The organism is Arthrobacter monumenti (assembly GCF_054511255.1).
On the sequence record NZ_JBTNCY010000002.1, the window covers coordinates 25,728 to 38,273 of the forward strand.

Genomic DNA, 12,546 nt, shown 5'->3' on the forward strand with positions numbered 1-12,546 from the left:
CCGGATCTCCGGTAGCTGAGTTGTTGCTTTAGCTCCCGAGCAGTCGCTGGCCGTTGGTCCAGCAGACGGACCGGAGCCAATCGTCGTCGAGGCGGGGCTCTTCCTCGCGTAGGCGCTCGAGGGCTTCGAGCTGGTGGGCGTAGGAGTAGGGGATGTTCGGGAAGTCGCTGCCGAGGACGATGCGGTCGGGTAGGTCCGCCAGCCGGGGCAATAGCTCCGCGGGGAAAGGTGCGACATCTTCGAAAAAGTCCGTGAACACCATGGTCGTATCCAGGTGGACGTTCGGATAGCGGTCGGCCAGGTCGAGGAACTCGGCGTACTCGGGTGCACCGAGATGGGCGACGACGGCGGTCAAGGTTGGGTGGCGGCGCAGCACGCCTTCGAGTTTGTCGGGCCCGGTGAAACCTCCACGTGGAACCGGTCCGCTGCCAATATGTACGACGACGGGAACCGCCGCCTCGGCAAGCAAACCCCATACTTTGTCCAGGATGGGCTCGCGGATATCAAACCCACCGACCTGCGCATGGATCTTGAATACGCGTGCACCGCGTTCGAGAGCTGAGCGGACCTGGTCAAAAACGTCGTCCTCGGGATAGAACGTAGCGCTGGGAACACAGTCCGGATTCTCTGCCGCCAGGTCGAGTGCGAAGTCGGTTAGGTCGGCCGCCATGTTGGGTTTGTGGGCGTACGTCAGAGCGGTGAAGCAGCGCACTCCCATTTTCCGCAGGTGCGCCAGCCTGGTTTCCTGGTTCCAGCGATAGTTGATCGGCCAGGGCCGGCCGATCAGCGGGCCGGCGTCGTCGAAGTGTGCCCAGACGCGCCGCATCATCCGCTCGGGCAGGAAGTGGGTGTGGACGTCGATCAGGCCTGGCAGGCCGAGCCGCGCCCACCAAGCGGGGACGCCGTCGTCGGACATTGCTCCCAAGGTGCCGCCTTCCAACCGCCCAACTCCCATACACAGCAGTATTGCTCATAACGGCGGCGTCCTGGCCAACCCCACGCAAGAGCTGGCCAGGACGCAGTGGCGCTGCGGCCGTATTACCTGGCCAGGACTGTTTCGGAGGGTTCGGGTGCTGCCTCTTCCTTGTTGCGGTGGCGGGGGACAACGAGCGTTATCAGGGCACCAAGTACTGCCACGCCGGCGAAAACGTAGAAGGCCGCTTGATTTTGGACCTGTGCCGCAATCAGGAAGCCGCCGATGAGGGGGCCGAACACGCCGCCGAGGCGTCCGAAACCGGCACACCAGGAAACACCGGCCGCCCGGGCGGAGGTCTCGTAGTAGTTGGAAACGAAGCCATAAATGAGCACCTGGGTACCAATGGTTCCGACGCCAGCAACGGCCACCAGTGAGAGCAGCACCGCAAGCGGCAGTTCCAGTGTGAGCAGCACCAGCGACAGGGCCGCCAGGAAGAATGTCGTGGCGACAACCTTCCGGGGATCCAACCGGTCGGCCGACAGCGATGCGACCAGACCACCGAAGATGGCGCCGCCGTTGAGGACGAGCAGGAACGTCAGGGAGTACGTCTGTCCATACCCGTAGAGGCTCATGATCTCCGGCAGCCAGGTGTTGAGACCGTAGGTCAGCAGCAGGCCGGAGAAGCTCATCAGACCGAGCAACACTGTCGGGAAGAAGTAGCGCTTCGTGGCCAGGGCGGCAAAACCTGCGCGTTCAGCCTTGCGCGCGGGCTCCGACGAGTCGGTAACCGTGGCGGGCAACGGGATGCCGGTCTTGACCGAAACCGCTTTGGCATCGGCAAGGCGCCCACGGGACAGCAGCCACTTGGGCGACTCCGGGAGTTTCAGCAGGGCCATCGGGAACAGGAACAACAGCGGCAAGGCCCCGATCCAGAACAGGCCGCGCCAGCCAATCGCGTCGGTCAGGACGATCGCCAGCAGCGAGGCAAGCACCCCGCCAACCGGTACGCCGGAGTAGACGATGGCGTTGTAGAAATTGCGCTGACCCTTCGGCGCGAACTCCGCCACCATGGCGCCCGCCGTGGCGACGAGCGCGCCGATTCCGAGGCCTGTGAAGAAGCGGAGGGACCCAAAGACCATGACGTCGGGAGCCATGGCTGTTGCGGCCATCCCGAGTGAGAACACGACAATGCCGATCAGCATGATGCGACGGCGGCCGACATAGTCGCCGACGCCGCCGGCAACGAGCGCGCCGACCATGACGCCCAGCAGTGCAGCACTTCCCAGTGCTCCGGCTTCCGTTGCGTTGATGGCTCCAAGTTGGGTTGGGTCATCCAGCAGCATTGGGACGATGGCGCCGTAGACGACGAGATCGTACCCATCGAAAATCAGGGCCATGGCGGCGATCGCCACAACCCATCTGACGGATTTCTTTTGTTTCGCGGTCGCAGGTATCGCAGTTGATGTCATATGCGAGACTCCTTTGTCTTCGGGAACGTGTGCTCTCCCCAGGGGGCATTCCGGTGAGGTTGCCTTGACCTGCAGCTTCATCTGTTGCAAGCAGGCAACTGGACAGGAGGCGCCGTCGTCGTTCGCATATCCGGACCTCCACCAATTCATCCTGCCTGTCAGTGATCCCGATCACACTGGTTATTTGCCTAGGAGCGGTTAGGGGGTCGCAGCGCCGGAGTGCTGGGTGGGAATGCCCGGGCGGTCATAAGTCCTAGGGCACGCCTAGCACCCATCAAGCGGGGGCGTCGTCGCTGTTGGTTTTTGACGCGGTTAGCGGGCCTTCGATTTGAGGATAGCCTGCCGGTTTCGGGCGTACTCGTCGGGGTCGACCATTCCTCGTTTGCGCAAGTAATCCAACTGGTTCAGTTGCTGTTGCCTGCTGGGAGCAAGAGGTTGGATTGTCCGTCGAATTTGCTCCAACTGGCGTCTGTTAATAAGCCTGCGAATCAGTGTTGCTGTCAGTCCGGCGACCAGAAGGCCCAGGATCAGATGCCAATTTTCCAGTATCATGCGCTTCCCCCAATGGTCGCCAAAGCAACATCATAGCGGTGGCGGAAGGCAGACTTTCATCCAATCAGGCGATTGCGTCCCGCTAGAACTGCGGTGAAGCACATGACCAGCATGATGGCAGCCATCATTATCAGAGGCACCGTCCATCCGCCGCTCCAGTCATACAATGCGCCAAAGGCTACTGGTCCGGCTGCGGCAAGCCCATAACCGACGGACTGCGCCATGCCTGATAGATCTGCTGCCTGGGCGTGGTCGCGGGTGCGCAGGCTGAACAGGGACAGGGCGATGACGATGAGGCTGCCGCAACCCATGGCTCCCACGATCATCCAGAGCAGGGACAACTGGGGAGCCAAGGCGAGACCGGAGTATGCGATCAGGGCGAAGACGCTTGTGGTCAACGCCAACGGTCGCTGGTCGCGGGACCGATGCAGCAGTACCCCCGTGGTCAAGCTCGAGACCACTCCGGTGAAGAGGAAAATGGAGATGTGGATGCCGGACGTAGCTTGGGAAACGCCTTGGTCCTGTTCGATGCTGGGGAGCCAGGTCATAAAGGTGAAGAAAGCGACTGACTGGAGGCCCATGAAGACGGTCACCTGCCAGCCCAAGGCGGATTTCCACGGGGACCGATGTGGTGCAGTATCTCCTGTACTGGCTGTCGGCACTGCCGGGCGGCGGCGGAGCTTGGGCAGCATGACGGCCATGGCGATCAACGCGAGACCGGCCCAAATCCCAAGGGCAAGCCTCCACCCGCTCTCTGCAGAGTTGGCAATTGGTACGACGACGGCGGCACCGGCCGAGGCGAAGGCTCCCTGGACCGCTGTGTAGAGGCCCGTTACACTGCTGACACGATCGGGGAAATCGCGCTTAACCAGTGAGGGCAACAGGACATTCAGGAAGGCGATGCCGACACCCAGCAACGCCGTGCCGGCCCAGATTGCTCCCTCGATGTGCACCGACCGCGCGATGGTTCCGGCTGCGAGCAGCAGTAGGGATAGCCACAGGGCGCGGTCCAAACCGAGCCGGTGCGCCATCTTCGGGGCCACGGGGGAGGCAACAGCGAACGAGATGAGGGGCAGGCCTGTCAGGAGCCCGGCCATACTGCTCGACAATTGCAGATCACTGCTGATTTCCGTCAGCAATGGCCCAACACTGACGAAGGCCACCCGCAGATTCAGGGCTATGAGCAGGACGCCGAAAAAAGCCAGGCCGAACCGGGCAGTCCGTACCGGAGCGGTATGTTCAATTACCGGCATCGCGTTCCATCCTCACTTGGCTTCAGCAGCCGGTTCAGTAGCAACCTCAGTTTAAGGGGTCCCGAGTCCGAAATCTCCAAGCACACCATCGCCGCAGTCCGGAGTGTAGCCGACTCCCGACTTCCGTCTCCCGACTCCCGACCCCCAACGGCAGACGGTGTCGATTGCGATGCGGAATGAGCGCATACTGAAAGAACCAGTGGAGGTGGACTTAGATGGCCGCGGAAGATTGGACCCTTGGCGAACCTGAGGTGGAGCTGCCGGAGGAGCGTTATCGAACGCTGCCGGCGCGCATTCCGGTCGAGGACACTATCCCGACCAAGGACGCGTCGCCTCCGCCGGATCCGGAGATGGGCCGGAATCCCGACCGCGATTTCATGTTGCGGAACGCGGCAGGGTAGCGAACGCGGCAGGGTAGCGAATTCGCAGTCCGCGGATACGTCCGCGGCCGCCTACGCGCCTTCTTCGCCCGTTACGGGGCTGGTTCGCCGAACCACCTCAAGGGTGGGTTCGGGCTCCCGCACTGGAAGTGCAGAGGCCACCTGACTGCGCCGTGTCCTGACCAGCACATCCGACCGGATCCGGGTCTTGGTGTGTACTGCCAGGGCAGCGAGTCCTACAGAGAGTCCGCCAACCGCCAGGCCAGCGGGAACGTCGACGACGTAGTGCCAGCCGAAGTAGACAGTTGCGAGAGAGGTGAGCACCAAAAAGCTCCACATCATCCACCGCACCGGCTTCGGAAGCCGCGCCAGATGGGCGATCAGCGCAGCAGTGAATACGACGGATACGTGCAGCGAAGCGAAGGCAGCGATGCCGTGGACGGAGTCGGTCGCGTGCGGGTCGGCGAGCACCTCCACCCGGTTTTCGTAGAGCGCCTCCTGCAACCCGGTGACCGCCGTCGGAGTCAGGTCGGCGAAGGGTTCCTCGTTGACATAAATGGGTCCGAGCGAGGGCAGCATGTAGTACGTAGCTGTGCCGAGGATCCAGTTGAAGCTCAATGCGGTCACGTACCAGGCTCCGCGCGTAAGGTCATTGGACCAGACGAGCGCAGCGGCCAGCGTGATGGGCACGAAGAGCATGTAGAACATATACACGGCAGAAAGCACCACGGCGCTGAAGCCGGTGCCCAAAAGTGTGTGGAGCACGTCGGCCGGGTGTCCGCCGAAGGCGATCCAACTGTCAGTGGCCATCAGCGCACGGTCGGTCAGCCGCTCCTGCAGGAAGGGCAGGAAGCTCTTGAGGTTACGGTAGGCCACATAGGCCAGATAGAAGGTGCCGAGTCCGGCGGCGACGATGGCCAGCCGCGGTCCTGTCCACCGCTCATGCAGTATCTGCACTATCGACCGGCCCAGCCCGCGCATGCCTGGCCTTCGCAGCAGAACCCGGGGAACGACGTCGGCCGCCATTACCAACAGGACGATCAGGGGGAGCCGCACGTAGCTGGGTCCAAGGAACCCCTCGGGGTCGCGCAGCGGCAGCCCGGCCGCCGCGGCGGTCAGCACCATCAGCAGGCCGAAGGCAAGCGTGACTATCAGAGGGACACCGAACAGGCGGCGCCACGGAGGGCGTTCACGCCCGACTTCAGTGGTCATTAGACATTTCTATCCTATGAGGCGGCAGGGTTTAAGCGTGGCACAGGTCCACGCCCGATATGAAAACTGGATAGGAGAACCGCGAAGTTCTCCTATCCAGCATGCTCATGGGCACGCGGCGCGCACCTGACCGGCTTCCGGTTCTAGGTCGATGCCAGCCCAAAAATGAGCCAGCTGATCCCGAATCCGACGAAACCGATGATGGTTTCCATAACTGTCCAGGTCTTGAGCGTCGTCTTGACATCAAGTTCCAGGAACTTGCCGACGAGCCAGAATCCCGAATCATTAACATGGCTCAGCATAACGGATCCAGCGCTAAGAGCCAGAACGATGGCGACAACCTGCATGGCGTTGTAGTCGCCAGCCGCCACCAATGGCTGCATTAACGCCGCCGACGTGGTCAACGCAACAGTGGCGGATCCCTGGGCGACACGGATGATCGTTGAGATCGTGAAACCCGCAATCATGATAGGCATTCCGATATTTTCGAGGGATCCTGCGAGCGCGTCGCCGATACCACTCGCAACCAGGACTCCACCGAACATGCCACCCGCACCGGTAATGAGGATGATCGCGCAGATTGGGCCGAGCGACTTGTCGAGCAGGCCCTCGATGGTTGCCCGGCTGCGGCCGCGCCGGGTTCCCAGGACCACGGACGCGACCAGGACGGAGATGAGCAGGGCGACTGGCGTGGCGCCAAGGGTCATCAATATGCCTACCCAAGTGGCGTCGGCGTTGACGACGCCACTCGTGCCGAGGGTGTTGAGGACGGTGTTCATCGTGATGAGCAAAATGGGCAGCAGGAGCATCAAGATGACGGTGCCTGCCTTCGGCGGGTGTTGGTCGTGTTCCTGCTCGGCACCGCCGCTGATGTAATCCGGTACCGGGAACTTGAAGCGTTTGCCGCTCCACTGTCCGAAGGCGTATCCGGCGACGACCCAGGTGGGCAGGGCAACGGCCAAACCGACAAGCACGAGCAGACCAACGTTGGCGTCGAGCAGGCTCGCCGCGGCGACGGGACCTGGGTGCGGAGGCAGGAAGACGTGCATCACGGAGAAGGCGCCGGCCGCGGGGAGGGCGTATAGCAGGATGCCGCCGCCAAGCCTGCGGGCAACGGCGAAGATGACCGGCAGCATGACCACCAGGGCGGCATCCAGGAACACCGGGAAACCGAAAATCAGCGATGCGACGCCGAGAGCCAGCGGCGCCCGCTTCTCACCGAACAGACGCATCAGCGAGTCAGCCAGCGATTGCGCACCGCCGCTGACTTCAACCAGCCGTCCGAGCATCACACCGAGACCGACGAGCAGGGCGACGCTGGCGATGGTGTCTGCGAAACCGAAAATCAGGACATCGACGATGCTTCCCGCGGGGATTCCGGTAGCGAATGCGGTGATGAGGCTGACCAGGATGAGCGCGACGAACGCGTGCATCTTGAATTTCATGATCAGGAAGAGCAGGAGCACCACTGCTCCGGCCGCGATCAACAGCAGTGGAACTGTCCCCATCGGCTGGGTCCAGTTTTCGAGGATATCCATATAGTCCTTACTCAGGTTGGTGTGCGCATTGAAATGATTTTGGGCATGACGAGGTGCGGATCGGTGCGGGTGGTGCGCTTAGGACTGCGAAGGCTGCAAAATCACCATTCGGCGATGGAGCCGTCGGCGTGCCGCCAGACAGGGTTCCGCCAGCGATGGCCGACGGCGGCGCGCTCGCGGACGTACTCTTCGTTCACGTCGATGCCCAGTCCCGGCCCCGTGGGGATGGTGACGTAGCCGTCGTCGTACGCGAAAACTGACGGATCCGTGACGTAATCGAGCAGGTCGTTGGTGGTGTTGTAGTGGATGCCCAGGCTCTGTTCCTGGATGAACGCGTTGTGGCAGCCTGCGTCGAGCTGCAGGCAGGTGGCCAGCGCGATCGGTCCGAGCGGGCAGTGCAGTGCCAGTCCGACGCCGTATGCCTCCGCCATGGCAGCGATCTTCCGGGTTTCGGTGATGCCGCCGGAGTGCGAAGGGTCGGGCTGGATGATGTCGACGGCGCCGCTGGCCAGGATGGACTTGAAATCCCACCGGCTGTAGAGCCGCTCCCCGAGGGCGATAGGGGTGCTGGTCTGGCGCATAGCCTCGAGCAGGCCGTCGGTTTCTTCGCTGAGCACCGGTTCCTCGATGAACATCAACTTGAACGGCTCGAGCTCGCGCAGCAGGACCTTGGCCATCGGCTTGTGCACTCTGCCGTGGAAGTCGACGCCGATACCGACGTTGGGTCCGACGGCGTCGCGCACAGCGGCCACGCTTTCGATACAGGTCTGGACCTTGTCCCAGCTGTCGACGTACTGCATTTCGCTGGTGCCGTTCATCTTGACGGCGGTGAATCCGCGGCCAACCGCTTCCCGCGCCGCGGCGGCTGTATCGGCCGGTCGGTCGCCACCGATCCAGGAATAGACCCGGATCCGGTCGCGGACCGATCCGCCGAGCAATTCGGAGACGGGTACGCCGAAGGTCTTGCCCTTGATGTCCCAGAGAGCCTGGTCGATGCCGGCCAGGGCGCTCATCAGGATCGGTCCGCCGCGGTAGAAGCCGGAGCGGTACATGGTGCTCCACAGGTCCTCGATGTGCCGGGGGTCCTTGCCGACGACGTAGTCGGAAAGTTCCTCGACGGCGGCGGCCACGGTGGCGGCCCGGCCCTCGATGACTGGTTCGCCCCAGCCGGTGACGCCGTCGTCGGTCTCAATCTTGAGGAACAACCAGCGCGGGGGTACCTGATAGGTGGTTAGTTTGGTGACTTTCACTTATTGGCTCCTGCCGGCGAGTTTCTCCGGGCTGAAACCGCGCAGGATGGCCATCACCGGGCAGGCCGCGAAGGCCCCATCGAACCACTCGTTTACGGGCGCCATCCCATCTCCTTCGATATTGATGTTGTTACTTCTTCGAGTTCGGGCAGAAGTTTCTGCAGTTCGTCCAGATCCGCCCGCGCCTTCAGCGCCGTGACGGAGACGGAGGCGACGACGGCGCCGTTCGCGTCGCGCAGTGGCATGGCGATGCAGTTGACGTAATCCTCGTACTCGCCGGCATCGGCGGCCCAGCCGCGCTCGCGGGTGATTTCGAGTTCGGCGAGGAAGGCTTCCGGCGAGGTGATCGTCGCGTCCGTGTAGCGCGCAAAGTCGCAGGACTCCAGCATGCCTTCGACGACGGTGGGGGACTGGTGGGCGAGGATCGCTTTGCTGACGCCGGCCGTATGCAGGAGCACGGGTTGGCCGATCTGCGAGTACAGGCGCACCATGCCCGGCTGCTCGAACTTGTCGACGTAGACGATGGACCGGCTTTGCAGCTCGGCAAGATGAATGGTGTGCGAGCATCTCTGCCCCAACGCCGCCAGCTCAGGTTTCGCGAGGCTGGCCAGGTCGAACTGCTCCCGTGCCAGATTGGCAAGACCGGTCAGCCGGTAGCCCACGCCATAAAGGCCGTCCTGCCGGCGGCGGGCCAGGCCGGATTCGGCCAGCGTCTGCAGCATGCGCAACGCCGTGGAGCGGTGGACCTTCAGATGTTCGGCGACTTCCGACGGCGTCCGCGGGTGGATACTGATGAACTCCAGGATGTCGGCGGCGCGCTGGATGCTTTGCGACACGGCTACTTTCCTTCCGCCGGGACGAAGTCGCTGACGCTGCCCAGCGCACGGGCCGCGAGCCGGTGGCCGTTCAGGAGCCGCTCGCGGGAGGGCCGGCCGCGCAATAAGGCGGAAAGATAACCCGCGGCGAAGGCGTCACCGGCACCGACTGGCTCGACCACGTCGACCGTCTCCGCCGGCTCGAAGAAGCTGGCGACGCCGGCAATTTCGGTTGCGCCGACGTCGTTGTCCTTAATTACTACGACCCCGCTGCCGGCAATATATTCCGCGACACTGGCGGCATCGGTCGTATCCCACAACACCTCCGCTTCATCCCGGCCTACGAAAACCACATCGGCGCGGCGTGCGAGATCCAGGAGTGCGGGCGCGGCCTCGTCCACCGGCCATAGCCCGGGGCGGTAGTTCACATCGAAGGAGACCAGGGCGCCGGCTGTGGCGGAGCGGTCGAATACCGCCGTCAGCAGCTCCCGGCAGGATGCGGACAGCGCCGCGGTAATTCCGGAAATGTGCATCAGCCGGGCATCTTCCAGCGGCAGGGAATTGACGACGTCGGCAGTCATCCGGGAAGCCGCGGAACCGGTCCGGTAGTAATGTACCTTCGTTCCGTCCGGCTGCGGGTCCTTGAAATAGACGCCGGTGGGAGCGTCCTCGACGACGACAACGTGGGAAGTGCCGACGTCGTGCTGGTTCAGGGTGCGCAGCATCCGCCGGCCCAACGGATCGGCGCCGACCTGGCTGACCCACTCCGCCGCGTGTCCCTGCTCGGCGAGGTAGAGGGCGACCGTCGATTCGGCGCCGCCGACGCCAAGTGTGAACGATTCGGTGAACTCCAGCGGCTCGGCCTCCACAGGCGCGACGAGCGCCATCGACTCGCCGAGGCAGAAAACCTCTGTATCCCTGGCGGGCATCGCTGAGTTCAAGATCGCCAACTTCATCTCTCGTACCGGGTCGGATTAGCGGTGTGCAACATATGCAACGAGTGCGCTAAGTGTGCAACACACGAGGAGAGACGCTACGCCGTCGCCGGGCAATTCGCAAGGAGTCGTGCATCGACCGTGACTAGACGGCTGGCGTTCTCCGCAAGGCTGCTGCCGCGATGGCGCCTGCCACCAGGGTCAGCACCGCAGCGAAGAGCGCGACGCCGGTCCAGCCGTAGTCGACGAGGAACAAGCCGCCGGCCCACCCCAGCACACTGGATCCGGCATAGTAGAAGAGGTTATAGAGGCTCGATGCCTGGGCTTTACCGACTGTGGCAAGCCGTGGTGTCCAGCTGGAGGCGACGGAATGAGCCGCGAAGAACCCGCCGGTGAAGATCAGCAGCCCGATCAGGATGACCGGAAGCGAACCGATGAGCGTCGCAGCCAGTCCGGCAAGCATCACCGGAACGCTGGCGAGCAGCGCGGGCAGCCGGCCAAGCCGGACAGTCATTCTTCCCGCCAGTCCGGAGGTGACCGTGCCCGCCAAATAGGCGAGGAACAGCAGGCTGACCAGTGATGTTGGAAGGTTGAACGGTGGCAATTCCAGCCTGAAACCAAGATAGTTATAGACCGCCACGAACCCGCCCATGAGCAGAAAACCCTGGGCGTAGAGGGCCAGCAGCCGTCTGGAGCGAAGGTTCACCACGATCCGCTCCCAAAGCTTCGGTCCCTCGCCGCGGACGATCGGCCGGAAACCTCGTGGTGCAGGGGCAAGCCAGACGAAGGCGACGGCGGCGAATGCGGCAACGATGCTGACGGCCAGTACACCGGCGCGCCAATCGAAAAAGCCCGCAACCGGTCCGGCAATGAGCCGTCCTGCCAATCCGCCAATCGTAGTGCCTGCCACATAGGTTCCGGCGGCCACGGCTGCATGCAAGCGGTGGACCTCTTCGTTGAGGTACACCAGCGCCACCGCGGGAATTCCACCCAGCGCGGCACCCTCGGCGAACCGCAAGGCAAGCAGGACCGGAAAGCTGGAAGCGAGTGGCAGCAGCAGGCCAAATACGACGGCGGCACCAATGGCCCACGTCATCGCGCGTTTGCGGCCCAACCTGTCCGCGGCCCACGACCATGGAATGACGGCGATCGCGAGTCCGAGCGTCGCGGCCGAAACGCTGAGCGCGGCGGTTGCCGGGCTGACGCCGAAGTCTTCGGCCATGCCGGGCAGCACCGCCTGGACGGAGTACAGCTGCGCAAAAGTGGCGATTCCCGCGAAGAGCAAGCCCAGCACCATGTTGTGGTAGCCGCGGCTGTTCTTGGGGTGTCCCTCCCAGGTCCCTCATTCACCGAATGTGCCCTCCGGATGCTGGCTGGTTCATGCACGCACCTCTCGGAGCCCGGGGTTGGAATCGATTCACAACCATAATCCTCCCCGCCGGACGTGACCGGCAAAACGGCCGTCTTCCACCGCGGGAGGGAGGGACATATTCGTCCGGGGCGTGCTCTGTACGGAATACCCTTTGGAATAGTCCGGCGTCGTCAGGTCTTGCCCACAGTATGACTACTATTGCGATCATCGGAGCAGGACCAGGACTAGGCGCAGCTGTGGCACGGCGGTTCGGCGCGGAAGGCTTTGCGGTTGGCCTCATCTCCCGCCATCAGGGACGACTCGACGCTTTGGCCGAGGACCTGGCGAAGGACGGAGTGCAGGCCAAGGGGTTCGCAGCAAATGTCCGCGACCCGGAATCAATTGCGAAGGCGCTGGAACAGGTAACCGAAAGCCTGGGCCCGATCGAGGTCCTGCAATACAGCCCATTGCCGCAGAAGGACTTCATGCGCCCGGTGCTGGAAACCACGCCGGCCGACCTTGAGGGCCCGATCGAATTCTCTATCTACGGACCGGTCGCTGCGGTGCATCAGGTGGTGCCCGGAATGCGTTTCCTCGGGGAAAACCGCGGCACCATCTTGTTCGTCAACGGCGGTTCGGCCGTAAAGCCGGGCCGCAACGTCACGGGTACTTCCGTCGCGTTCGCCGGGCAGGCCGCCTACGCACAACTACTTAACGAGGCTCTTGGCGAAGAAGGGATACAGGTGTCCCAGCTCATTATTGGCGGCCGCATCATTGCCGGCGATCCCGAGAAGGATCCCGATGTACTCGCCGGCCACCTGTGGGATTTGCACACCAAGCGCGACCGCTTCCGTCACCAGGTCAGCGAAGACTGA

Annotated in this window: 11 protein-coding genes; 2 read left to right on the forward strand and 9 right to left on the reverse strand. The window is 63.3% G+C overall.

All coding sequences use genetic code 11. The features are described from left to right. Positions 1-28: 28 nt before the first annotated feature. From ACX80B_RS03010 to ACX80B_RS03020, 3 genes are all read right to left on the reverse strand, one after another. A complete protein-coding gene (locus ACX80B_RS03010) occupies positions 29-955 on the reverse strand; it encodes an amidohydrolase family protein (RefSeq protein ID WP_459292925.1) in 927 nt (308 codons plus the stop codon). Between the two features lie 83 nt (positions 956-1,038). Further along, positions 1,039-2,385, reverse strand: coding sequence for an MFS transporter (locus tag ACX80B_RS03015; RefSeq protein ID WP_459292927.1), 1,347 nt, complete (start codon positions 2,383-2,385; stop codon positions 1,039-1,041). A gap of 608 nt (positions 2,386-2,993) precedes the next feature. Further along, positions 2,994-4,190 carry a CynX/NimT family MFS transporter gene (locus tag ACX80B_RS03020; protein ID WP_459292929.1) on the reverse strand — a complete coding sequence of 399 codons (1,197 nt, stop codon included), beginning with the start codon at positions 4,188-4,190 and terminating at the stop codon, positions 2,994-2,996. Positions 4,191-4,405: 215 nt separating this feature from the next. Between ACX80B_RS03020 and ACX80B_RS03025 the strand changes: the two genes are divergently transcribed. Next, positions 4,406-4,591, forward strand: a complete 186-nt coding sequence (locus tag ACX80B_RS03025; protein ID WP_459292931.1) for a hypothetical protein — start codon at positions 4,406-4,408, stop codon at positions 4,589-4,591. Positions 4,592-4,642: 51 nt separating this feature from the next. On the opposite strand, the gene ACX80B_RS03030 is transcribed toward ACX80B_RS03025, so the two are convergent. The 6 genes from ACX80B_RS03030 to ACX80B_RS03055 all read right to left on the reverse strand — a co-directional run bounded on the left by ACX80B_RS03030 (position 4,643) and on the right by ACX80B_RS03055 (position 11,617). Continuing rightward, positions 4,643-5,782 (reverse strand): phosphatase PAP2 family protein, encoded by a 1,140-nt coding sequence (locus ACX80B_RS03030; RefSeq protein ID WP_459292933.1) that lies wholly within the window; start codon positions 5,780-5,782, stop codon positions 4,643-4,645. A 143-nt stretch (positions 5,783-5,925) separates the two neighbouring features. After that, positions 5,926-7,320 (reverse strand): GntP family permease, encoded by a 1,395-nt coding sequence (locus tag ACX80B_RS03035; protein WP_459292935.1) that lies wholly within the window; start codon positions 7,318-7,320, stop codon positions 5,926-5,928. Positions 7,321-7,421: 101 nt separating this feature from the next. Continuing rightward, complete coding sequence (dgoD, locus tag ACX80B_RS03040; protein ID WP_459292937.1) at positions 7,422-8,570, reverse strand: galactonate dehydratase; 1,149 nt, start codon at positions 8,568-8,570, stop codon at positions 7,422-7,424. Between the two features lie 92 nt (positions 8,571-8,662). After that, positions 8,663-9,406: an IclR family transcriptional regulator gene (locus ACX80B_RS03045; protein WP_459292939.1), complete on the reverse strand. Its 744-nt coding sequence runs from the start codon at positions 9,404-9,406 to the stop codon at positions 8,663-8,665. A gap of 2 nt (positions 9,407-9,408) precedes the next feature. After that, positions 9,409-10,341 carry a sugar kinase gene (locus ACX80B_RS03050; protein ID WP_459292941.1) on the reverse strand — a complete coding sequence of 311 codons (933 nt, stop codon included), beginning with the start codon at positions 10,339-10,341 and terminating at the stop codon, positions 9,409-9,411. Positions 10,342-10,465: 124 nt separating this feature from the next. Next, on the reverse strand, positions 10,466-11,617 hold the full coding sequence (locus ACX80B_RS03055; protein WP_459292943.1) for an MFS transporter: 1,152 nt from the start codon (positions 11,615-11,617) through the stop codon (positions 10,466-10,468). 263 nt (positions 11,618-11,880) lie between these two features. Here ACX80B_RS03055 and ACX80B_RS03060 point away from each other — a divergent pair, with 263 nt between their 5' ends. After that, positions 11,881-12,546, forward strand: coding sequence for an SDR family NAD(P)-dependent oxidoreductase (locus ACX80B_RS03060; RefSeq protein WP_459292945.1), 666 nt, complete (start codon positions 11,881-11,883; stop codon positions 12,544-12,546).